Source organism: Paenibacillus sp. J22R67, assembly GCF_059692175.1.
The window spans coordinates 1-22,940 of record NZ_JCAUAX010000013.1; the positions used below are offsets into that span (position 1 = coordinate 1).

A 22,940-nucleotide genomic window follows, 5' to 3' on the forward strand; every position below is an offset into this window, starting at 1 on the left:
TTTAGGCTCATTCAGCATACGTTAGCGATGAAAAACATCGTTACAGCGGCGGGACCGGCGCGTGCGGGTGAATTCCGCGCTAGATAAGCGTGTTTTACAACGTTACAGCAGGCTTTAGGCGTATTCAGCATGCGTTAGCGATGAAAAAAATCGTTACAGCGGCGGGACCGGCGCGTGCGGAGGATTTCCGGAATCGTCTCCAAGTTGATCGTTTCTTAAGCGCGTAGCAAACCCTCACTGGTTGTATTGATAACCGAACTCGACGTAAGCAGCCCCTCCATGCGATGGGGCTTTTTGTCGTAGCGGATGGGCTTGCCTATCTTAACCGTGAATACTTTTTTTGATTCTAGGGAGTCTTTTTCTTAATCACTTAATTAAGTTGACACTTAATTAAGTGTGTGCTAAATTATTAACATGATAGATAAAGCCATTCAAGCGATAACGGAACCAAGGCGCCGAGATATTTTGCATCTCGTCCGTGATGAGGAGCTGACCTCAAGCGCCATTGCTTCGCATTTTGAAATTTCAGCACCGGCAATTTCACAGCATCTCAAGGTTCTTGAAGAGGCTGGGCTCGTCGTTGTTCGTCGGGCAGGCACCAAACGATTTTACGGGATTAGGAGGGAAGGTTTCGCAGAGTTGATGCAATACATTGAGAGCTTCTGGGATGATAGCTTAATGCGCCTGAAAGAAGCGGCGGAAGAAGAGGAGAGAAGAAAACATGGAAACAACGAGCAGTAATGAGACAATTAAGAAGGAAATTTATATCGCATGCCGCCCGGAGACATTGTTCTCATTCTTTACGGACCCGGATAAATTAGTTCGTTGGATGGGACAAAACGTTCTGCTTAATCCGAGCATTAGGGGCAAATTTCGTATCGATTTGAACGGCAGCGACGTTGCTATGGGTGAGTACAAAGAGATTACTCCCAACGAGAAAGTAGTTATGACGTGGGGGTGGGAGCGCTCCAAGGCTGTCCCTCCTGGTTCCAGTACAGTCGAATTTAAGCTGACACCTAAAGATAATGGCACTCTATTAGAGTTCACGCACTATGACCTGCCTGCAGCAGAAATTGCTGATCACGTAAAAGGTTGGACGCATTTTCTGCCACGCATTCAAATGGCGGCCGAGGGCATTGAGCCGGGGAGCGCTCCGTCCTCTGAAAAAGCTTAGTATTGTAGGTACATAAATCCTTTGGCAGCGCGCAGGTATTATGCGCGCTTTTCATCTTTTCTTTATGAGGCGTTCCTCCTTCTTTTCAATCTCCTTAACTTTGCTGTTCCGCTGTTCCGCATTCAGTGAAGCAACACGTCCCTCATTTCATCCCGCACCAGCTCTGCGCTCGTCCCGCACTCGTCCCGCACCTCACTCCCTCCAAGCTCATCCCAACCACTGAATCCCTCCCCTCCCTCTTTTTCATGCTCTATTCACACCTTCCACCCACTTATCCACAAAATTACCCACAGTATCAACATGTCCACAAATCGTACTGTGCATAAGGCTCGGTGCTTTCTGTGCACATATCCACAGGTTGAGTTATCCACATGGGAGTAGTTGCTGGAATTCAATGTATTTGGTACTATTTTGAATGCGCAGGAGACTGTCAGGTTACATTAATAACCAAATGCGAAGGGATAGGTGGGGCGTCGATGAAGAAGATTTTCAGCATCTATCGGACGGATCTAATCAACTTATGGAGGGTACCTACAGGTCTGCTCCTCATGGTCGCGCTTGCCATTTTGCCGTCTGTGTATGCATGGATTAACCTAGAAGCGATGTGGGACCCGTATGCCAATACTTCGGGGATCAAAATTGCGGTGACAAGCAACGACCAGGGGGCGATGATTGAGGATAAAGCCATTAACATCGGAAACGAGGTTGTGGATAATTTAAAAGATAATCATACGCTGGGCTGGACTTTTGTGGATGAAGAAACGGCACTGAACGGCGTAGAACGCGGGGATTATTATGCGAGCCTAATTATTCCCGAGGACTTCTCGCGAAAAATTACGAGTATTGTGGACGGCACGATGGAGAAGCCCGAAATCATTTATACCGTGAATGAGAAAATCAATGCTGTCGCGCCGAAAATTACAAGCAAAGGCGCGTCCAGCGTCACTCAGCAGATTAGTGAGAATTTTATCAAGACGGTAAGCAGCTCGATTCTGACACGAATGAAGGAAATCGGAGTTGATTTTGAGAAGGAGCTGCCCACGATTCGCAATATGGAGTCGAAAATTTTGGAGCTGGAGAATCGACTTCCTGAAATTGCGACGATGGGCGAAAAGGCGATTGAGCTAGAGCAGAAGCTGCCCGAACTCAAAGAAAAAGGGCAAAAGATCGTCCAGCTCGAAGAGAAAATCCCGGATATTAACCAAGCTGCGGATACTGTTTTGAAAATTGAAGAGCGCTGGCCGAAGATTCAGGCGGTTGCTCAGGAAGTGCTGCTTATTCAGCAGAAGCTGCCTGAGATTCAGAAAGCTGCCAGCCGGGTGGCGGAGCTGGATCAGAATTTCGGCAAAGTGGAGGAGGTGCTGAATACCGCCATTGATAAATCCCACAATGCCGATGAAATTGTAAGCACCGCTCTGAATACGCTGCCCCAAATCGACGCGATTGCGACGCAGGGAGCTGCTTTCGCTGATGCACTCACGAGCTTTTTACAAAAAAATGAGTCAGCTTTCCAGACTTTAATCCCCGTAGTGAAGCAAAATCTGACCCTGCTGCAACAAACGGCGGACGCTGTGACACAGCTTACTGGGATGCTGCAGGATGTAAATCTCGACCCGCAGAAAGCATTGGCGGCTATAGCCCTATTGTCTGAACGCCTCACGTCCGGCGCGGCTGTGCTGGATAACACGATTGATGTGTTCACTCGTTTGAATACGAATGTGCCTAATAGCCCATTCACGGATACCATCTCTAAGTTGACGGGTCTTCGATCGAATTTGTCTAATCAAATTCAAGCCCTGAATAAGCTGCAAAGCGCCATCGGGCGCGGCGAGAAGCCGGCAAAAGACATTGTGAATAACTTGAACACGTTGTCCAAAGAGGCAAGCGCTGCTCTAGGCAGCATTCTCGCAAGATACGATTCGGAGATAGTGCCGAATATGACCAAGGCCTTGGCGCAAATCCTGTCCATCGCCCAGAATGCAGGAGGCGCGCTTCAAACATTGAAGGCGCAGCTGCCTAATATCAAAGCGATTTTGACGGATGCGCAAAATGGCATTCATTTGGCCCAAACGCAGCTAGATACCCTGCAGAAGGAGCTTCCGGACATTCGGGCGAAGGTACACGAAGCGTCATCGACGCTTCAAAGCAAGCTGGATGCGTTCACCAGCGGCATCAATGAGGCGGCTCCATTCATCCGCAATGACTTGCCGCGAGTAGAGCAGAAGCTGCATACGGCGGCGGATTTTATCCGCAACGACTTGCCTGCGGCGGAGGAAGAAATCCGCAAAGTGGCGGATCTCTACCAGACGAAGCTGCCCGAAGTGGAGAGCGCCGTTCATCTAGCGGCTAATCTTGTGCGTAGCGATCTGCCGGCATTTGAAGAGGCTGTCCACAAGGCAGCTGACCAGATCCGCAAAGTCCAAGGAAGCGGCAGCGTCGAGGAGATTCTTCGTCTGCTCCAGAATGACATTCAGAAGCAAAGTGATTTCCTCTCCAGTCCGGTGCTGATCAAAGAGGACAAAAGATTTCCCATTCCGAACTACGGATCGGCGATGTCGCCTTTTTACACAACACTTTCGTTGTGGGTAGGTGCTATGCTGCTTGTCTCTCTGATGAGAGTAGATGTGGATAACTTGGATGGTGTATACAAGACGCATCATATTTATTTTGGACGGATGATGATCTTCTTGACCGTTGGATTGTTTCAAGCGCTAATTGTCACCCTTGGGGATATTTTTATTTTGGGAACGTATGTTGTGGATAAGATTTGGTTTGTTATTTTTGCGCTGTTAATCAGCATTGTGTTCATTACAATCACGTATACACTAGTCTCGGTATTTGGCAACATCGGCAAAGGGATCGCGATTATTTTTCTTGTGCTGCAGTTCTCGAGCTCGGGGGGGACGTTCCCGGTGAGCACAGCTTCCTCTTTTTTTCAAAAGCTGAATCCGTTCGTGCCGTTTACTTATGCCGTTGGGGTGCTGCGCGAGGCTGTTGGCGGGATGCTGTTTTGGGTAGTGCTTGAGGATGTTATCTTTCTGTGCATGTTCATCGTGGCGTGTTATTTGGTGGCGTTAGCTCTGAAAAAGCCGCTCAGCGGCTATACGAAGCGCGTAGCTGAAAAGGCGAAGATGACGAAGCTGATTTCTTGAAAATAAAATGCTCGCTCCTTGAAACAATGAACGTTGTAATTCGTCATAGAGGGTAGAGGACGGTGCCTGATATGAAAATAAGAATGTTGATTATGTGCTGGATTGTTTGGACCGCTTTCGTGCCCGCTCATGCTTTTGCGCTGTCTTGCGCGATGCCGCCTTCCATTGATAAGAGCTATGAGCTTTACGACGCGGTCATTGTGGCGAATGTGGATGAGGTTGTTACGAAAAGGAACAGGAAAGAACTGAAGTTAACTGTAATCTCGAGCTTCAAGGGGATGGAGGATCGGAACCTTGTGGTGGCGGAGGATTTCACCTGGGGGACAAGTGAGCGGGGCAAGCCATATCTGTTCTTTTTAAAAAAGACAGAGGGCGGCTGGGAGAATCCACTATGCTCGCCAACGAAACTGGCAGGGAATGCGTCTGGGGAGCTTAGCTTCCTCAAAGAGAAAGAAATTCCCCTTAAAGCTGCTGAATCGTCTGCGGCAAATGAGGCTGCACCAACGTATTGGGTGCTCCCTGTTATTTTGATGTGCGTGCTGAGTGCAGTGATATATGGGGGAATACGGTTTACGAAGTGGAGAAAAGGAAAGAATGGATAGTAAGAGACGCGATGACCTGGGGCGGTGCCTTGGGTTTTTGCTATGCCAAAATAGATCGAGTATGGTGGGGTGCAGTTACGTAGAACTTAGCCTTTAGTCTAGGTTTTATCAAGACCTTTGGCTAACCAAAGACAGTACCTTAGAGCGTTTAGAAGAAATAGGTTCTCCTTTATTATGAAGATAACGTTAAGGAGAGCGAGGAATTTGAGTGAGATTATCATCATGGTGGTCCTATTGCTTGGCTTGCAGCGCATTGCTGCTGATCCCGTTAGTGGGTCTTATCTATGTTCATCTGAATCAAGCTGGAGAAATGGCTTACAACTTGGTGACCGATTTAGATCGACAAATTCCCTTTGTGAAAGCCTTTGTTGTACCTTACTTATCGTGGTATGTATTTCTGCTTCTCGGGTTCCTGTACTTGGCGTACAAAGATCGTCGAAATTACTATATAACGCTTGTGGAGTTCGTGATAGGCTTGTTGATCTGTTATGGTGTGTATGCCATTTATCAAACTACTGTACCTCGGCCGGAGCTAACCGGTAGCGATTGGCTGCTGCGGATGGTGGAGTGGGTGTACCGATCAGATCAACCGTTTAACTGCTTTCCAAGCACGCATGTACTGACCTCGTATCTCATGATGAGAGCTTATCTGCGTACGAGTCAAGTCGCGACACGCTATAAAATCATCGTAACCGTAATGTCGTTGCTCATCATTGTATCCACACAGTTCGTGAAACAGCATGTCCTGCTCGATATCGTAGGAGCTGTTCTTGTGGCGGAAGGTGTTGTTTATGCCTTGGATCGTTTGCGAAGAGGCTGGTTGACGGAGTCACGTATCAAAGTACGGACACAGCAAAGCAAGCTCGAAGGGGGATTAAGACAATGAAACGCAGAGATAAGTTATTGATTTTGACAGGCAGTTTAGGGGATGGACATAATAAAGCGGCTCAGGCGATCCTTGAGGCTACGAGAATGCATAAACCTAACGTGGATGTGAAGGTTGTTGATTTTCTGGAGTGGACGCATCCTTACTTGCATGGTGTGGGTAAATACTGCTATATGCAGTGGGTGAAAAGCTTGCCTTCCGTATATGGCTATTTGTACCGCAAGACGCGTGATGACAATACTTTTTCCCATATGTTTAAAAAGATGAAGTCATTCAACACGGATCGGATGCTAGCGCTGCTGTATGAAGAGGAGCCGACAGAGGTCGTGTGCACGTTCCCTGGGGCTGCCGCGGCGATGTCGTATTTAAAATGCAATGGATTCACAACGGTGCCAACCGTTACGGTAATGACAGATTATACGGATCATAGCTATTGGATTCATCCGGGAACGGATCGTTACTTGGTCGGTGCTGAGCATGTGAAGCAAGCGCTGCTTCGATACGGTGTTCCTGAGCAGCATGTCGTGGTTACGGGGATTCCGATTCGCAAGCCATTTACACAGGTGTATGATCGGGCGGAGCTGCGAGATCAGCATGGTTTGGACCGTGAGATGCCGACTGTGCTGGTGATGGGTGGCGGGCATGGCTTGATCGGCAAGCAGTTCAAGTCCGTGCTTCAGTCGGATGAGCTGGCGGAGCCGGTGCAGTTCGTTTTTGTTTGCGGACGAAATGAGAAGCTCAAACAGCTCCTCGAAGAGGAGCTGGGCGGCGAGAAAACGCGGCATCGCGTGAAGGTGACAGGATTCGTGGATCATGTCCATGAGCTGATGGCTTTGTCGGACTTGATCATCACGAAGCCGGGAGGTCTCACCATCTCGGAAGCGATGGCGCTTGAACTTCCCATGATGTTGTATAAGCCGATTCCTGGCCAGGAGCAGGAAAACGCTGCGTACCTGGTCAGCCTAGGGGCTGCGATCGAAGTGAAAAATGCGCTTGAGCTGAAAAGCCAGCTGCTAGAAGTGATCGCAAATCAATCGCTCTTATCGAAGCTGAAAGAGAATGTGAAGCAGAGTCAACAGCACCAAGATGCCCAGCATATGCTTCGTACGATTTTTGAAACCCACCATCATTTCATCCCGATGGCTGACGGCATGCGTTTTGCCTATGCCAACGTCTAAAACGGGGGGTCTCCCTCTTTTTACTCTTCAAAAATACCTATTTTTCGCTAAAAAATGCGCAGTTTTTAATCTTGTCAAGTTTGATGTCAATAAGCATGGTTGGACTTGAAAATCTAAGGTAAGGTGATTAATTTAGGCGAGCAACTTGACAATATGTTTAATTGTAAAGGTGAGTTTTTGGCTTTAGCGCAGCTATTTGTCCTCGTGCATAGTGACGATGATATCCTGTGCGTAGTTGCCGAAGCTTTTGCCGAATAAGGTGATGCCACCGCAGTTGGGAGAGCTCTCCAAAGATGCGATGCGGAATTGAATATCCTTGCCGAAGGAGACGGATAGATCTTGAATCGCGGTATCGGATATTTTGGTGCCATCCAGATAGGAACCAGTGGGGCTGACCGTAATGACCTTAAGCAGACCGTGCTGCGTATTGCTGCTGCTCCACCAATCGGGCGATAAGACGCCTCGTTGGGAGCCGAAATCACCCGGGCTCGTCCAGTTGCCGAGGGGGATGTCGTTGATGTAGAACGAGATATCCGAAGGCCAGTTCTCGTTGAATCCAGGTGCTTCGGAGCAAATTTCAAAGGAGATTTCGAGTGTGCGCAGCTTTTGATTGCTGTGAAGGAAATTGGGTATCCGGTACTCCACATAACCGCTGGCAAACCACAGTATTCCCGCTTGGACATGTCCTGGATCGGCGAAATAACGCGGATCATCCAGCACGCCGATCAGCTGCGTCGGAGAGGCAAGTCCGCAGGTTGGTTTAACCTCGAAGGAGGTGTATTGGCCGATCGGGATGGCAACCGTGTTTGTTGGAAGGTCGACCTGCTTCTTTGGTTTGAACTGCAGGACGGCTTGATCTATCTTCAAGTGGCATATTTTCTGGGTGCCGCGAATACCGGTTGTATTCTCGGATGAGACGATGCCGGCTTGCTCAAGCTTCTGGATGTGTTTGGTTACAATCGCTGATGAAATATCAAGCTTCTGAGAGAGTTGTTTGATGTTGAGAGGCTCTTGTCCAAGCAGCTCGATCATTTTTACACGCGTTTCGGAGGAAAAGCATTCGAGAAAGGCCATATTTTTAGTGGATACTTCAATTTGCATAAAAGGAACCTCAATCTTTAATTTTTATGTTTATTATATAACTTGTAGGTTAATTTAACAAGTTGGGATCGGACAAAAGCAGAGGAGGGCAGCTTGGAACTTCGCTAGCGTTCCAACATGCGCACTATGTTGTACTTTGTGCAATATAGATGAGGCATTTTGCTGTATCAGCTCCCTTACATTGTACAAAATACAATGATTTCGCTAGATTTTCGCTGATTGCTAGCTTTTGAGGGCAATTGGTTGCACAAAGTACAATATAGCGGGTCGCGATAGTGAAAATAGATGGAAATGGTTGCCACAAAGTGCAATGTAGTAGGCCGTAACAGTGAAAATAGGCCGAAATGGTTGCGCAAAGTGTAATATAGATATGTTAGTGGAAATGTGGCAGGTGATTAGGAAGTGTAGAACCAAGTAATTTGGCGTGTGAATGTGTGGATGCGGGGTGTGATAGTAACTCCAACGTTTCACCATGTGTTCTATGTTGTACTTTGTGCAACATAGATGGGGCATTTTGCTTCATCAGCTCCCTTACATTGTACAAAATACAATGATTTCGCTAGATTTTCGCTGATTGCTAGCTTTTGAGGGCAATTGGTTGCACAAAGTACAATATAGCGGGTTGCGATAGTGAAAATAGATGGAAATGGTTGCACAAAGTGCAATGTAGTAGGCCGTAACAGTGAAAATAGGCCGAAATGGTTGCGCAAAGTGTAATATAGATATGTTAGTGGAAATGTGGCAGGTATAGCAAGTGTAGCAAGTGTGGCAGGTAATTAGGAAGTGTAGAACCAAGTAATTTAGTGTGTGAATGTGTGGATGCGGAGTGTGATAGAAACTCCAACGTTTCACCATGTGCTCTATGTTGTACTTTGTGCAATATAGATGTGTCATCTTGCTTCATCAACTCCCTTACATTGTACAAAATACAATGATTTCGCTAGATTTTCGCTGATTGCTAGCTTTATAGGGCAAATGGTTGCACAAAGTACAACATAGCAGGCGGCGACAGTGAATTAGGCCGAAATGGTTGCACAAAGTGCAATGTAGGTGTTGCGGATACAGATGCTAGGAAGGCTCTATACCAATGTAAGTACTAATTAGGCTCGGGTGTGTGCAGTCTCAGACAGAACTTGGGAGTAGAGCTAGCGCCTTCGCTCCGCGCAGCGTCTAGAGCAAGAGATGCCATGCATCCTCCTTCAGCTCGTAGTACCGAATGACATTCCCATGTCCGACTGGACGGAGAATGCCTTTGTCGGTGAGGCTGCGGAGCCGTTTACGCGCAGTGCGGAAATTGAGTCCGCACTGCGAGATGAGATCCATAGGGCGAATTGGTTTGCTTAGCTGGATAGCTAGCTGAAGCACCTCTTTCTCATCTGGAGAAAGTGAAGAGCCAGAGGGCTTGCGGATGAGATGGGGGCCAACCACCAACTGGAGCAGCATTCGGCAAACTTCTGGGCGTTGCTCGATATCATCGAAGGAAAAATGGATCATTTTCCACCCCATCCCAGTCAGAAAAGTATCCCGATTAAGCGCGTAGCTGAATCTCTCGCGGTCCATGTCCTTAACGTGACTCTGAAAACCGTCGCACTCAATCCCAAACCGCCCATACGGAGGGAGAAAAGCAAAGTCGAGGAACTGTGACTTGCGATTCCAATCGTAAATTTCGTATTCCGGATGAAGGTCGTCAAAATTTCCGAATAAAGTCCACCAGACGTTTTGAAGCATTAGCTTCTCTGCGTAATTATGTCCTCTAAGTAAACGCCCCTTTCGCTCACCGAGCCGAAGCGTGAGATGGTCGTCCAAGAACTTCTTATGCGCTTGTTTAAATTCCAACAAAGTAGCAGCCTCCTACATCCTTAATAAAAAAAACGCCCCAAAGCCAAGTGGCTCAAGGACGTTCTTCGTCAAATCATAATATACCATTTTCAGCTAAAATGAGGTACTCATATTCTCATGTTCTTATTCATACTTTGACACAAGAGTCCCGCTCAATCAACTCGCCGTAAATGGAAATTTTGGACGGGATGCCGCCTTTTTGGCATGAAGCGAGTGTGCGGTTGCAGAGTGAGTTAGAAACTCCAACATTCGCACTATGTTGTACTTTATGCAACATAGATGTGGCATCTTGCTGCGTAAGTCCCCTCACATTGTAGAAAATACAATGATTTTGCTAGATTTGCACTGAGAACTAGCTTTTGAGGGCAAATGGTTGCACAAAGTACAATATAGCAGGCCGTAACAGTGGAAATAGGCCGAAATGGTTGTACAAAGTGCAATGTAGGTGGGTGGGATACAGATGCTAGGAAGGCTCTATACCAATGTAAGTCCTCATATTCTCATGTTCATATTCATACTTTGACACATGAATCCCGCTCAATCAACTCGCCGTAAATCGAAATTTTGGACGGGACGCCGCCTTTTTGGATCCTGCGAAGCAGCAAATCAACGGCTTCAATGGCTAGTTGTTCCCGCTGCACATGCATGGTGGTTAGACGTGGCCGGACCATCTGCGCGGCTTCGATATCGTCAAAGCCGACCACGGACATAGCGTCCGGCACATGATAGCCTTTGGCAGTCAAATGCTGGATAAGCGAAATGGCAATCCGGTCGTTGGCACAAAACCAAGCGGTTGGCCTAACGGGGAGACCGCTCAATGTGTCCAAGAAGGAAGTTAACTCATCTTCTGGTGCTTCGGCCTTATTGGAACCAATGAGGCAGAAGGTTTTATCAATCGCTAATCCCGCATCGGACATGGCACTTGTGAATCCGAACCAGCGTTCTCGGAAGCTTTTTGACATACTGCCTGCCCCTATGAAACCAATTTGCCGATGACCATTACGGATTAGATAACTGACGATGTTGCAGGCACCTTCTGCATTCGCTGTCACAACGGAATCCAGCTGCAGGCCATCATAGCAATGATCCACGGTGACAAGCGGTGTCTCCAGATCCCTCAGCTTACGAACGTAAGCAAGGTTGAAGAGGCCGATGATAAGGATGCCGCTAAACGCGATCTCATGATAGAGATCGGGTAGGATCAACAGCCGTTCCATATCTTTCGTTACCCCGCTAATGATAGCGGTATAGCCGTTCTCTTTGGCTCTTTTTTCAATGGACCAAAAAACTTCGTAGTAGAAATTTTTATCATTCTGGATGTATTCAGGAAATAAAACAAGGAGGTGGTGCTGCTTCTTTCTTGTCTTGGATTCCGTCCGGTACTTTAGCTGTTGCGCGGCTTCAAACACACGAGAACGCAGCTCTTCGCTGACGCCGGCTTTGTGATTAAGGGCCAAAGAGACAGCGTTCTTGGAAATACCCAGCAGATTGGCAATGTCTTGCATGGAGGTTTTGGAGCTCATATAGCTAAACACTCCTTTAAGCGGAAAGTGAATTATTTATAAATTGTAAAGCTTTATTGGTATAAATGTAAAGTCGCAATATACAATTTATTACTTTACAAAATAAATAGTAAATTCAATATGTCAAGTCGCCTTGTCAATGAACTTTTCAAGTGTTTCCAGCTTCTCAGAAGTAAGTGGCCCAGAATTGTCGAGATAGAGAATGGAGGATGGCTTAACATCCCATCGAATTTCACCACGACGCAGGGAAGGACTGAATTGTTCCCAGTTGTCCAATTTCCATACGTCTAGTGCGGAGCCTCTAGTGCTAATGCGCGAGTGGTAGGCTTCCTCAGATGGAAGGTAGACGTAAACAGCCTTAACCGCTACATTCTCCGTACTCGCGTTGATAGCAGCTAGTTCTTGGTCCAGCCACAACGGATCGCTGATTTCTCGGGTAAAAGGCCCGATAACGATGGCGTCAAGGTCCAATGTCAGATTCTCGAGCGCGGCGTCCATGGTGATGCGGTATCCCAGATCACGACAGTGCTTTTTGTAAAAAGGGGAATCCCGATCCTCGGGGTCTTTCCCAGCTAGCGTCATCATCGCTATGGCTGCGGGACGCAGCAAAGTATCCATATCGAGAAAGGCGCCGCCGTGCTTACTGGCATAGGCTTTGGCTAGCGTTGTTTTGCCTGCCCCGGCAGGACCTATGAAAAAGATAAGTTTGCGCATGTTAACCTCCATTAAGAAACCCATGACAGGGAAATAGTTACGAATATTGTAACATAAGGGGCATATTCCTTTACTTTTTCATCCAAAGTTCAGGTTTTATTAATCTTTTATTAAGGTTCACGTCATATTTGCTTCATAATTGCATAGTAAGCTAATAGGAAGAGAGAGGGTTAAAACCATACTGGAAGGATAGATAGAGATGTCCGGAACCCAACAAAACACGTTACAATCGGGTAACAATACCATATCGCCATTCCAATTGCATGCCAAAGCATCAACCGAGTATTGGCCAACAGCGGGTTGGAGAACGAGCACGCCAGAGGCGCAAGGGATGTTCTCAGGCACGTTAGCTAAGACGATAGAAATGTTCGGCAGTCAACAGGTATGCAGCATCGCAGTCGTTCGAAACGGCCATTTCGTTGCAGAAGCTTATAATAGTTGTACGCAAGCAGATATTCCGCAAGATGTGAAGTCCGTCACCAAAAGTGTAACATCTGCACTGGTCGGTATTGCTTTGGCTGAACGGAAGCTGATCAGTTTGGATCAAAAGGTTCGTGATTTTTTCCCTGAGCTTGCAAATGATCCCTTGAAGTCCAAAATGACAATTAGACATTTGCTGAGCATGACATCAGGCCTGGACTGGGATAATACGAATGAGATCTCCTCAACAGAGATGATGTATTCGTCTGATTGGGTGCAGTACATACTGGATCGCCCAGGATACGCAGAGCCAGGTGCCTTGTTTAATTACAGTAATGGTGATGCGCACCTGTTGTCGGCTATAATGCACAAAGTGACGGGTCAATCGCTGTTTGATTACGCCAAGTCCCGCTTGTTCGAACCACTTGGCATGACAGATGTGAGCTGGAACTCTGATGGAAAAGATCGTTCCATTGGCGCTTGGGCGATGGCTTTGACGCTTAGGGATATGGCTAAGTTTGGCTATCTGTATTTGAAACAAGGACAATGGGAAGATCAAACGATCATTCCGCAAGCCTGGGTTCGTGACTCCCTGCAAAAGCGAGTAACGCTGAATTACAGCAATGGGACGCAAGGGGGCTACGGCCTGTTATGGTGGTCCAAGACGCTACCCAAAGGAATCGTAAAAGGAAGTAAAAAGCAATACGACATGTTTTATGCTTCAGGTTCTAGCGGAAGACGAATTTTTGTTGTTCCTGAACTGCAGCTGATCGTGGCATTAACCGCTAACTCCCCTGATGCGAATATGCCCGAATATCTGCTGCTTCATGTGCTGCAAGCGATTCGTTCAGACAAACCTCTCCCGGAGAATCAGGAGAATTATGCAAAGCTGGAGCAAGCCGTGCGAGACTTTAAAGAGGTAACTGAATAGAGCTTTGAACAAGGAAGAAGCTGCCGCGGCGGCTTCTTTTTCTTTTGCACCTTGTTGACAGGCCCTCTCGGGGTATGCTAAGTTCATAATTGATAATGATTATCATTTTCATAGTGAAGGGAGGGGGAACCTTGCCCATCGAGTCGTATGCTGAGCAGTGCATAGAAGAGAATGCCCTCCGTTCTCTTGATCAACTTTGGCTTAAATTCCGTTCTGCGCAAGGCATACAAGGGGAGGGATTGGAGCAGCAGCTTACCTCCTCGCACTGTTTACTCTTTTTTAAGCAGGGTGAAGGTACGCTGACGATTGATCTTCAGAGCTACCATGTAGTGCCTGATGCTGTGTATGTGGTGGTTCCTGGCCAAACCTTGGGGTATGACCATGCCACAGAAGAGAAGCTGGAGATGTACGTGATTGAATTCGATATCCATTGGGATACGAAGGAGCCTACCCGGTTCCCCTTACAAGGTGAAATCCCTGTACATATAGAGAATATGCTTGGCGTTCTTTGTGAGCAGTTGTGCGTTTGCCATCGAAGTTCAATGTCTATAGAGCGATTCCGGGGGCAGTCCATTTTCCAAGAGCTGTTTTACTGGATTCTGAATCATCTTCGTCATCAGTCCAAAGTGGACTCCCGTTCGGCGATGGACCGCACCAAAACTTATATGGAAAGTCATTTCCAAGAAAGCCTGACGATTGAACAACTGGCGCGGATGGCAGAAATTAGCCCTAAATATTATGTGAGCTTATTTAAAAAAACATATGGTAAAACAGCGATCGACTACTTAACCGAAGTCAGGGTGAATATGGCGAAGCAGTTCATGCTCCAGTCTGATGTGCGCTTGAAGGATATTGCTTATCAGGTTGGATATAAGGATGAGTTTTATTTTAGCCGCATGTTTAAAAAAGAAGTAGGTGTATCGCCGACCGTGTACCTGAAGAACCGCCGCCAGAAGGTCGTAGCTTACTCGGCGACGATTCTAGGACAACTGCTCGCGTTAAAAATCATGCCCTTTGCTGCGCCTCTCCATCCTAAGTGGACCTCCTTCTACTACCAGACTTATCGCACCGATATTCCGCTGCATTTGAGCGGTTACCGCTTTAACGAAGATTGGGAGACGAATGTGAAGGCACTTGCCGCCAGCCAAGCAGATTGTATTATCGCTACAGACCAGCTGACCCCCCTAGAGAAAGAACGTCTGGAGCAGATCGCACCGGTACATATCATTTCGCTGCACCAAGGTAGCTGGCGGGAACAGCTGCAGGCAACAGCACGAATTGTAGGTGCTGCTGAAGAGGCTGACGTTTGGCTGAACAGCTATGATCGCAAAGTCAGCCTGGTGCGCGATCGGTTGCATGAAGAGCTAGGTAATCAGACTGTGCTGTTCGTCAGTTTGTTTAAGAACAGCTTTCATATTCTACCGACTCAGGGGATGCGGGATATATTCAGGGATTTGAAGTTGGCTGCGCCACCTTGCAGTGAGAAGTATTTTGGTGACCGCGGCGGTCTAACCTTAGAGGAGCTCACGGCTATTGACGTAGATCATCTGCTGCTGAATGTTCAGCAGGAAACGGAAACCCTGCATCACTGGGATCGACTGAAGCACTCTCCGTTATGGCAGGATTGGAAAGCTGTGCGTAAGAACCGTGTCCATCATATTTCTTCCGATCCATGGAGGGAGTACTCTGCTTATGCCAATGAACGCATGCTGCTCGATATTCAGGAGCGTTTATGTGGAAATCGTGCATGATAACTTCTGACTATTGTCCATGTTCCAAGCGGAGGTCTTCCTCTATAATTTAATGAGAATGATTATCAATTGAATCCATGGAGTCGGATAGAGAAGGGAAGAGGCACTATGAAGAAAATGGTAACACTTGGTTTGTCGGCGTTAATTGTACTGGGACTAACTGCATGTGGAGGTAAGTCGGAGACTGCTCCTGCAGCAGCGGGCACTGCCGCTCCTGAGAAGACAAGTAGTTCAGCAGCAGCAACACCTGCATCAACAGGTCCGAGGGTCATTACATATGGCGGCAAAGAATATACCGTACCCGCGAAGGCGGAGAAGCTTGTCATTACGGGTGCACTGGAATCCATGGAGGATGCGCTGTTGTTGGACGTGAAGCCTGTGGGCGCTATAACTGTGGGAGGGAAATTCCCGCCTTTATTCGCCTCCATTACGGAGAAAGCTGAGGGCGTTGGTGAGAAAACGCAGCCAAGTCTCGAAACTATTTTGAAGCTAAAGCCTGATGTTATCTTAATGAGCACCAAATTCCCGGCTGAAACAATTGAGAAAATGGCCAAAATCGGGCCAACCATTCCGGTTTCCCACATCTCAACGGATTGGGAAAATAACTTGATGCTGCTTGGCGAGCTGACAGGCAAACAGGAGCAAGCCAAACAGGTTCTACAAAAGTACAAAACAGATGCGCAGGCACTGAAAGATAAAATAGGTCCTGTTTTGAAGGATAAAAAGGTGCTGGTTCTGCGCGTACGCTCCGGCAGCATGTTCATTTATCCAGAGGATGTATTCTTCAATCCTTCCATTTATGCGGAGCTTGGCGCAGCGGTTCCTGCGGAAGTAAAGCAGGCGAAAGCACAGCAAAATATTTCGCTTGAGAAGCTGTCCGAAATCAATCCGGACTATCTCTTCGTGCAATTTTCCGAGGATGAAAATAAAGAAACACCTAAGGTGTTCGAAGAGCTGAAAAATAATCCCATTTTCAAAAGCGTGAATGCCGTTAAGAATGGTCAGTTGTATACAAATCTTGTAGATCCATTGACGCAAGGCGGGACAGCATATAGCAAAATTAAGTTCCTTGAGGCTCTTAGCAGCAGCAAACTTGTTCAAGCAAAGTGAGTGTTAAGCGATGAAATTGAGAGTTTACGCACCGACGCTGATTCTAGCGGTAGCTCCGTTTGCGGTGCTAGGGACCATGTTATTATCGATCTTGTACGGCGCTAAAAATATAGATATAAGCTTTATCATGGATGCTTTTCTTCACTTTGATGCCGGCAATGTTGATCATCAGATTATTATCCACGGCAGGCTGCCAAGAGTAATAGGGGCGCTGCTCGTCGGCGCTTTCCTAGCTGTATCCGGTGCTCTTATGCAGGGGATGACCAGAAATTATCTGGCATCCCCTTCCATTATGGGGATATCCGATGGTTCGGCGTTCGCGGTGACGATTTGTATGGTCGCAGCGCCTTACGCATCAACGATGGCGATGATCGCCTCATCCTTTGCAGGCTCGGCGCTCAGCATCGTTATTGTGTTCGGTCTTGCCTCCTTATTGCCGGGAGGTCTGTCTCCGGTGCGATTGGCTATATTGGGTACGTTGATTGGGACTTTTTTGAGCAGCGTCTCTGCGGCAATCGCCATGTATTTCCAAGTGTCGCAAAATATTAGCTTCTGGTACAATGCGCGTTTGCATCAACTGGATCCCAAGCTGATCATGCTGGCGATACCTTTTGCCATCGTTGGACTCATTCTAGCTATCTGGATGTCGAAGTCGGTTACAATCCTGTCGTTAGGTGAGGAAATCGCCTTGTCACTCGGACAGCGAACAACACAAGTGAAAATTCTGGTTACGCTTAGCGTGATCCTACTAACGGGGATATCGGTCGCTATTGCTGGGAAAATCGGCTTCGTTGGTCTGCTTGTTCCTCATATTACTCGTTTTCTTGTCGGTATTGATTACAAATGGATTGTTCCCTGCGCAGCGGTTATTGGGGGCGTCTTCCTGGCATTGTGTGATGTTCTCAGCAGATTCCTGAATTACCCCTTTGAGATGCCAATCGGTGTTGTGACCGCCATAATAGGCGTGCCCTTCTTCCTATACCTGATCCGTACGCGGGGAGGGGAGTCTAATCGATAGAAGAACTAATACACGTTTTGTGATTCAAATGCTTTTTGGTCTCTGCCTTATTTTACTGACGGCATACGTATCACTAACGAATGGTGCTTTTGATATCTCTTTGGGAGATATCGTACGTACGCTGCTGCGCATTGATCCGCAGCATGACTATGATCTCGTCATCCTGGAATTCAGACTGCCTCGGATTATCATAGCCATCCTGGTCGGGATGGGTCTTGGGATAGCTGGGACAGTCGTCCAAAGCGTAACCCGCAACCAACTCGCTGACCCTGGCATTCTTGGCATTAACGCGGGGGCAGGGCTTGCGATTGTCATTTTCCTGTTCTTCTTCCAAGGGAAGGTCAAGGGAACCGGGTGGGCGGCCATCTTGGCCATGCCGCTTGTGGGCTTGATCGGAGGGCTCGGGGCAGCGCTCCTGATCTATTCTTTTTCCAAACTTAATGGCAAGCTGGAATCGCAGCGGATGCTGCTGACAGGCATCGCCATTGCCTCCGGTTTATCGGCTGCGACGGTGTTCATTACGCTTAAAATGAATGCCAAAGACTTCGAGATGGCTGCCGTATGGGTATCTGGCAGCATCTATAATGCGAACTGGAAGTACATCATTTCGATGCTACCATGGTTAATGGTGCTTAGCCCCATCCTGATACTTCGGTCCTCAGTGCTGGATGTGTTCCAGCTGAAGGAGGACAGCGTCCTCGGTTTGGGTGTCGCCGCCGATAAAGAGAAAGCCGTCCTCCTGCTTAGCAGCATCGGCATCGTCAGCGCCTGTGTGTCCGTATCGGGCGGCATCGGCTTTATCGGGCTGATGGCTCCGCACATTGCGCGGCGCCTAGTCGGTCAGGCGCACCGACGTCTGCTGCCGGCAAGCGCCGTGGCAGGGGCGCTGCTGGTTATGGTCTCCGATTTCATTGCGAAGACCGTATTTACACCTGTTGAGATGCCAGTTGGTGTCGTCATTGCCATCATTGGCGTGCCGTATTTTGTGTGGCTGCTCTATCGAAATAAGCATCGGCGTTGAGTTAACATAAAGAAAAGAGGTTGCAAAATGATACCGATCGATCCTATCCTTTCCAGTCAACCGTCATCAGACAAGAGGGTCCGCCAGCCATTTTCGATACGGAACGCGGAACAATTCCTTCTGCACAGTGAGTTGTGCAAACGGACTTATCAGATCAATGTAGCGACACCTGCACAGGAGCCTCCGCCGCAGGGCTTTCCGGTCATCTATTTGCTTGATGCCAACGCGTTGTTTGCTACGATGGTGGAAGCGATGCGCGTACAATCGCGCAGATCGGAGATAACAGGCGTCTATCCAGCAGTCATCGTTGGCATCGGCTATCCGTGCGATGAGCCGTTCGACCCTTCACGGTTTTATGATTTCACGATGCCGACGCCCAAGGAAGTGCTGGAAGCTTTACCGGTCCGAGGCGACAAACAAGTATGGCCAGAGGTCGGCGGAGCGGAGGCCTTCAGAGACTTTATTGAAAGAGAACTGAAGCCTGACATCGAACGGCATTATGCCATTGACCGCAGCCGACAGACGATTTTCGGGCATTCGCTTGGTGGACTCTTCGTGCTGCAAACGTTGTTCACGAGGCCGCAGACTTTTCAGACCTATGTAGCTGGAAGTCCTTCTATCCATTGGAATAAAATGCTGCTGCGGGAGCAAGAGGAACAGTTTCTCTCCTATTTGGATGACACCGAAATGCGGCTTAACCTCTTGATTACGGTTGGCGAGCTTGAAGGCTCGCATCCTAGCAATATGAATGCGAATGCTCGAGAGCTTTACAACAGAATGGCCCAGCTGCCCATGAACAAGCTGCATGTAGCTTTCAACGAGTTTGAAGGGGAAGGGCATGTCTCTGTGCTTCCTGCACTTGTCAGCCGCGCGTTACGCTGGGTTAAATAAGAGAACCTTCATTAAAAACCATCCGTTTAGGCGTCCGTTGCCGCTTCTGATGGTTTTTTTGGTGGGATTATGAGATAGTTGGAGGAAAGAGAACCGAAGGGGAGTTATTTAGTGGCATTAAGAAGTTTTACGGATTATCAATTAAGCGAGGATATTGTTCGGGCCTTGCAGAGCTTAGGTTATGAACAGCCAACTGACGTACAACACGAAGTGATTCCGATTGCACTTCAGGAGAAGGATCTCACGGTGAAGTCGCGCACGGGAAGCGGGAAGACGGCGGCTTTCGGAATTCCGATTTGTGAGTTGGTAGAATGGGAAGAGAATCGGCCGCAGGCGCTAATTCTGACACCGACGCGAGAACTCGCGGATCAGGTGAAGCAGGATATCACGAACATTGGGCGGTTCAAGCGGATTAAAGCGGTAGCGCTATACGGCAAGCAGCCTTTTGCCAAACAGAAGCTGGAGCTTCACCAGAAGTGCCATGTCGTTGTCGGTACCCCGGGACGTGTGCTGGATCATATTCAGAAGGGCACGCTGGATTTGGAGAAGGTCAAGATGCTTGTTATTGATGAAGCGGACGAGATGCTGCGGATGGGTTTCATTGAGCAGGTGGGAGCAATCATAGATGAGGTTCGAGAGGACCGTATGACGATGCTATTCTCGGCAACACTCCCGCAAGACGTGGAACAATTATGTCATCAATATATGCATAACCCGATAGATATTGAAATTCAAACGCCGGAAGCGGCGAAGGTCCAGATTGAACACGCGCTGATTACCGTGAAAGAAACAGAGAAATTTAATGTGCTTAAAGATGTCTTCGTGACAGAGAATCCTGACAATTGCATCATTTTCTGCAGAACGCAAGAACATGTGGATGATGTCTTCAAGGAGCTGGATCTGCTTGAGTATCCGTGTGACAAAATCCACGGTGGCATGATACAGGACGATCGATTCCTGGTTATGAACGCATTCAAAAGAGGCGAGTTCCGTTTCCTGGTGGCTACGGATGTCGCGGCACGCGGGATTGATGTGGAAGATATCACTCACGTCATTAACTATGACCTGCCGCTAGAGAAGGAAAGTTATGTCCACCGGATCGGAAGAACTGGCCGAGCAGGCAAGGCAGGCAAAGCTATCACATTCGTTACTCCGAATGAGCTGAGACATGTGGCAGAGATCGAAGGATATCTTGGCTTCGAGATTCCGCGCAAAGACGCTCCCACGGAGGGGGAAATCGCGCAGGGCTTGCCAGCCTTTGAGCGAAAGATGCAAGCAACGCCAATCATCAAGAGAGATAGAAGCGACCAATTGAACAAGGGTATCATGAAGCTCTATTTTAACGGCGGGAAAAAGAAAAAGATCAGAGCGGTAGACTTCGTTGGGACATTAGCTAAGATCGAAGGCGTGACGGCAGAAGATATCGGCATTATTACGATTCAGGACAACGTTTCGTATGTGGATATACTGAACGGCAAGGGTCCGCTGGTGCTCAGAATCATGAAGAACACAACGATCAAGGGGAAACTATTGAAGGTGCATGAAGCAAATAAATAAGGAGAGAATATCCGATAGGCCAAATGGCTTAGCGGATTTTTTTCGTGTGTAGAGGGAGTTCAAGGGGCCATTGAAGGTTAAAATTTTACTCAAACGAGTAAATTATTTGACTTACCCGATCCTCCCTCGCAGGGTAGACTATAGAAAACACAACACATGGGGTGAATAATCATATGGCTAACAATACACATACACATTCGAGCACCCTTTCACATGCGAAAGTGAAACGCAGAAGTTCGATGGCGCAAATACGTGAGGACCTGATCGGATATGCGTTCGTTGCTCCAATGGTACTCGGACTATTCGTCTTTACTTTATTTCCAATTATTGCGTCCTTCTTCCTCAGTTTCACGGATTGGAACTTTGTTGCCGGATTTTCGAAAGTGAAATTTCTCGGCTTAGATAACTTTATCAAGCTTGTGCACGATTCCGTCTTCTTACTATCCCTGAAGAACAACATGATTCTAATGATCGTCGTTCCGTTAACTCTTGTATTTTCGCTTCTTCTAGCGGTTGTCATCGATAAAAAAATCTATTTAAAAGATTTCTTCAAAGTTGTTTACTTTATTCCTTACATTTCTAGCGTTGTTGCCGTAGCGATCGTGTTTCAGGTGTTGTTTCACCCAACGTACGGTCCAATTAACCAAGTTTTGATGGATTTAGGCTTTGCGAATCCGCCGAAATGGCTTGCTGACCCGGATGTTGCCTTGTACTGTGTAATGGGTCTTATGGTTTGGATCAGTATCGGTTATAACATGATTATTTTCATGGCTGGCTTGCAGTCCATTCCCAAAGATCTCTATGAGGCAGCCGATATTGACGGGGCGTCTAAGTTCAGACAACTTATGAGCATCACCGTACCTCTTCTGTCACCAACAACATTCTTCCTGCTAGTAACGGGGATTATCGGTACCTTTAAAGCGTTTGACGTTATCTCAGTCCTTACTGGCGGTGGACCAGCGAACTCCACGACTGTGGTCGTTTATCGTCTATACGAAACAGCCTTTGTTAACCTGCAATCCGGTTATGCCTCTGCTATGGCAATTGTACTTCTGTTGCTTGTGCTTCTGATAACACTTGTACAATGGCTGGGACAACGTAGATGGGTGAACTACTAAGAGAAGGAGGAATACCACAATGGACAAGAATCAAAAGTTGAAAAAAACTCTCCTTACATTAGTCATGCTAGTCGTTGGCATACTATTTATGTCACCATTCCTTTGGATGATCTCCGCATCCATGAAGCCAGAAGCCGACGTGTTCGCCTATCCGATTCAGTGGATCCCGCAGCATTGGAATGTGATTGAAAACTATAAAGCAGTTTGGGAAACAAAATTCTCGCTATATTATTGGAATTCCATTAAGGTTTCCGTATTAACAACGGCGTTATCCGTCTTACTTTCTTCTATGGCAGCTTATGCCTTTTCGAAAATCAAATTCCGCGGTCGGGGCGCGCTCTTCGTGCTAATTCTGGCGATCTATATGATTCCCAGCCAAGCCATTCTCGTTCCACAGTTCCTGCTTTTCCGCTGGATCGGGTTGTTCGACAGTCACTTTGGTTTAATTCTATTAGGTTCTTTCAGTGTTCTCGGAACATTCATGCTTCGTCAGTTCTATCTGGGTATTCACGATGAGTACATGGAGTCAGCTCGGATGGATGGAGCGGGTCATATAAGAATTTTCTGGTCTATCTGTACGCCGCTTGTGCGTCCGGCCATTGCTACGTATGCGATTCTGCGTTTCATCTGGACATGGAACGATTACCAGAACCCGTTGATTTTCCTTAGAACCAAAGATTTATTCACGCTTCCGCTAGGCATCCGGTCTTTCGCTGACTTGAACGGTGAGTTCTACTCGCTTATCATGGCTGCATCGGTATCGGCTATCGTTCCGCTTCTGATCATTTTCATCATTGGACAAAAGCAGGTTATCGAAGGCATTTCGATGGGTGGCGTGAAGGGTTAATCCAAAAAGTCAAAATAAGAGTGCATGAGGTTAAAATAGTGCCTCGTGTGCTCACTGTAAGTTTGATACGATCGATCATGTAAAGGTTTTCAACCAAATCAGAGCTC

20 protein-coding genes are annotated in these 22,940 nt (G+C 47.5%); 16 read left to right on the plus strand and 4 right to left on the minus strand.

Going from position 1 to position 22,940, the window contains the following annotated elements; all coding sequences use genetic code 11:
* Positions 1-89: 89 nt before the first annotated feature.
* The 7 genes from AC58VC_RS32135 to AC58VC_RS32165 all read left to right on the plus strand — a co-directional run bounded on the left by AC58VC_RS32135 (position 90) and on the right by AC58VC_RS32165 (position 6,992).
* A complete protein-coding gene (locus tag AC58VC_RS32135; RefSeq protein WP_497375017.1) occupies positions 90-227 on the plus strand; it encodes a hypothetical protein in 138 nt (45 codons plus the stop codon).
* A 187-nt stretch (positions 228-414) separates the two neighbouring features.
* Entirely contained in the window at positions 415-741 is a 327-nt protein-coding gene (locus AC58VC_RS32140; RefSeq protein ID WP_497375019.1) for an ArsR/SmtB family transcription factor, read from the plus strand.
* Positions 722-1,174 (plus strand): SRPBCC family protein, encoded by a 453-nt coding sequence (locus AC58VC_RS32145; protein WP_497375021.1) that lies wholly within the window; start codon positions 722-724, stop codon positions 1,172-1,174. The genes AC58VC_RS32140 and AC58VC_RS32145 overlap by 20 nt, the downstream gene beginning before the upstream one ends.
* A gap of 476 nt (positions 1,175-1,650) precedes the next feature.
* Positions 1,651-4,326 carry a YhgE/Pip family protein gene (locus tag AC58VC_RS32150; protein WP_497375023.1) on the plus strand — a complete coding sequence of 892 codons (2,676 nt, stop codon included), beginning with the start codon at positions 1,651-1,653 and terminating at the stop codon, positions 4,324-4,326.
* A gap of 71 nt (positions 4,327-4,397) precedes the next feature.
* Complete coding sequence (locus AC58VC_RS32155) at positions 4,398-4,928, plus strand: hypothetical protein (protein ID WP_497375025.1); 531 nt, start codon at positions 4,398-4,400, stop codon at positions 4,926-4,928.
* 208 nt (positions 4,929-5,136) lie between these two features.
* Positions 5,137-5,814 (plus strand): phosphatase PAP2 family protein, encoded by a 678-nt coding sequence (locus AC58VC_RS32160; protein WP_497375027.1) that lies wholly within the window; start codon positions 5,137-5,139, stop codon positions 5,812-5,814.
* Positions 5,811-6,992: an MGDG synthase family glycosyltransferase gene (locus tag AC58VC_RS32165; protein WP_497375029.1), complete on the plus strand. Its 1,182-nt coding sequence runs from the start codon at positions 5,811-5,813 to the stop codon at positions 6,990-6,992. The genes AC58VC_RS32160 and AC58VC_RS32165 overlap by 4 nt, the downstream gene beginning before the upstream one ends.
* A 192-nt stretch (positions 6,993-7,184) precedes the next feature.
* Here AC58VC_RS32165 and AC58VC_RS32170 read toward each other — a convergent pair whose 3' ends face one another.
* From AC58VC_RS32170 to AC58VC_RS32185, 4 genes are all read right to left on the minus strand, one after another.
* Positions 7,185-8,093, minus strand: a complete 909-nt coding sequence (locus tag AC58VC_RS32170; RefSeq protein WP_497375031.1) for an ArsR/SmtB family transcription factor — start codon at positions 8,091-8,093, stop codon at positions 7,185-7,187.
* A gap of 1,170 nt (positions 8,094-9,263) precedes the next feature.
* The gene (locus AC58VC_RS32175; RefSeq protein ID WP_497375287.1) at positions 9,264-9,929 is read right to left on the minus strand and encodes a putative endonuclease domain-containing protein; all 666 of its coding nucleotides are present in this window, start codon (positions 9,927-9,929) and stop codon (positions 9,264-9,266) included.
* Between the two features lie 515 nt (positions 9,930-10,444).
* Positions 10,445-11,455, minus strand: a complete 1,011-nt coding sequence (locus tag AC58VC_RS32180; RefSeq protein WP_497375033.1) for a LacI family DNA-binding transcriptional regulator — start codon at positions 11,453-11,455, stop codon at positions 10,445-10,447.
* Positions 11,456-11,578: 123 nt separating this feature from the next.
* On the minus strand, positions 11,579-12,169 hold the full coding sequence (locus AC58VC_RS32185; protein ID WP_497375035.1) for a P-loop nucleotide/nucleoside kinase family protein: 591 nt from the start codon (positions 12,167-12,169) through the stop codon (positions 11,579-11,581).
* Positions 12,170-12,368: 199 nt separating this feature from the next.
* Here AC58VC_RS32185 and AC58VC_RS32190 point away from each other — a divergent pair, with 199 nt between their 5' ends.
* From AC58VC_RS32190 to AC58VC_RS32230, 9 genes are all read left to right on the plus strand, one after another.
* Positions 12,369-13,520, plus strand: a complete 1,152-nt coding sequence (locus AC58VC_RS32190; protein ID WP_497375037.1) for a serine hydrolase domain-containing protein — start codon at positions 12,369-12,371, stop codon at positions 13,518-13,520.
* A 131-nt stretch (positions 13,521-13,651) separates the two neighbouring features.
* Positions 13,652-15,271: an ABC transporter substrate-binding protein gene (locus AC58VC_RS32195; RefSeq protein WP_497375039.1), complete on the plus strand. Its 1,620-nt coding sequence runs from the start codon at positions 13,652-13,654 to the stop codon at positions 15,269-15,271.
* A gap of 108 nt (positions 15,272-15,379) precedes the next feature.
* Positions 15,380-16,381, plus strand: coding sequence for an ABC transporter substrate-binding protein (locus tag AC58VC_RS32200; RefSeq protein WP_497375041.1), 1,002 nt, complete (start codon positions 15,380-15,382; stop codon positions 16,379-16,381).
* Positions 16,382-16,391: 10 nt separating this feature from the next.
* Entirely contained in the window at positions 16,392-17,399 is a 1,008-nt protein-coding gene (locus AC58VC_RS32205; protein WP_497375043.1) for a FecCD family ABC transporter permease, read from the plus strand.
* 28 nt (positions 17,400-17,427) lie between these two features.
* Positions 17,428-18,420, plus strand: coding sequence for a FecCD family ABC transporter permease (locus tag AC58VC_RS32210; protein WP_497375289.1), 993 nt, complete (start codon positions 17,428-17,430; stop codon positions 18,418-18,420).
* Positions 18,421-18,447: 27 nt separating this feature from the next.
* On the plus strand, positions 18,448-19,311 hold the full coding sequence (locus AC58VC_RS32215) for an alpha/beta hydrolase (RefSeq protein ID WP_497375045.1): 864 nt from the start codon (positions 18,448-18,450) through the stop codon (positions 19,309-19,311).
* Between the two features lie 111 nt (positions 19,312-19,422).
* A complete protein-coding gene (locus tag AC58VC_RS32220) occupies positions 19,423-20,868 on the plus strand; it encodes a DEAD/DEAH box helicase (protein WP_497375047.1) in 1,446 nt (481 codons plus the stop codon).
* Between the two features lie 173 nt (positions 20,869-21,041).
* Positions 21,042-21,986, plus strand: a complete 945-nt coding sequence (locus tag AC58VC_RS32225; RefSeq protein ID WP_497375049.1) for a carbohydrate ABC transporter permease — start codon at positions 21,042-21,044, stop codon at positions 21,984-21,986.
* A gap of 19 nt (positions 21,987-22,005) precedes the next feature.
* Positions 22,006-22,833 carry a carbohydrate ABC transporter permease gene (locus AC58VC_RS32230; RefSeq protein WP_497375051.1) on the plus strand — a complete coding sequence of 276 codons (828 nt, stop codon included), beginning with the start codon at positions 22,006-22,008 and terminating at the stop codon, positions 22,831-22,833.
* Positions 22,834-22,940 lie beyond the last annotated feature (107 nt).

Bases quoted from the DNA above. Each gene is read 5' to 3' on its own strand.
- AC58VC_RS32170 (WP_497375031.1), bottom strand. From the start codon at position 8,093: ATGCAAATTGAAGTATCCACTAAAAATATGGCCTTTCTCGAATGCTTT.
- AC58VC_RS32200 (WP_497375041.1), top strand. From the start codon at position 15,380: ATGAAGAAAATGGTAACACTTGGTTTGTCGGCGTTAATTGTACTGGGA.
- AC58VC_RS32155 (WP_497375025.1), top strand. From the start codon at position 4,398: ATGAAAATAAGAATGTTGATTATGTGCTGGATTGTTTGGACCGCTTTC.
- AC58VC_RS32150 (WP_497375023.1), top strand. From the start codon at position 1,651: ATGAAGAAGATTTTCAGCATCTATCGGACGGATCTAATCAACTTATGG.
- AC58VC_RS32230 (WP_497375051.1), top strand. From the start codon at position 22,006: ATGGACAAGAATCAAAAGTTGAAAAAAACTCTCCTTACATTAGTCATG.
- AC58VC_RS32215 (WP_497375045.1), top strand. From the start codon at position 18,448: ATGATACCGATCGATCCTATCCTTTCCAGTCAACCGTCATCAGACAAG.
- AC58VC_RS32210 (WP_497375289.1), top strand. From the start codon at position 17,428: ATGCTTTTTGGTCTCTGCCTTATTTTACTGACGGCATACGTATCACTA.
- AC58VC_RS32140 (WP_497375019.1), top strand. From the start codon at position 415: ATGATAGATAAAGCCATTCAAGCGATAACGGAACCAAGGCGCCGAGAT.
- AC58VC_RS32165 (WP_497375029.1), top strand. From the start codon at position 5,811: ATGAAACGCAGAGATAAGTTATTGATTTTGACAGGCAGTTTAGGGGAT.
- AC58VC_RS32145 (WP_497375021.1), top strand. From the start codon at position 722: ATGGAAACAACGAGCAGTAATGAGACAATTAAGAAGGAAATTTATATC.
- AC58VC_RS32180 (WP_497375033.1), bottom strand. From the start codon at position 11,455: ATGAGCTCCAAAACCTCCATGCAAGACATTGCCAATCTGCTGGGTATT.
- AC58VC_RS32205 (WP_497375043.1), top strand. From the start codon at position 16,392: ATGAAATTGAGAGTTTACGCACCGACGCTGATTCTAGCGGTAGCTCCG.
- AC58VC_RS32185 (WP_497375035.1), bottom strand. From the start codon at position 12,169: ATGCGCAAACTTATCTTTTTCATAGGTCCTGCCGGGGCAGGCAAAACA.
- AC58VC_RS32190 (WP_497375037.1), top strand. From the start codon at position 12,369: ATGTCCGGAACCCAACAAAACACGTTACAATCGGGTAACAATACCATA.
- AC58VC_RS32225 (WP_497375049.1), top strand. From the start codon at position 21,042: ATGGCTAACAATACACATACACATTCGAGCACCCTTTCACATGCGAAA.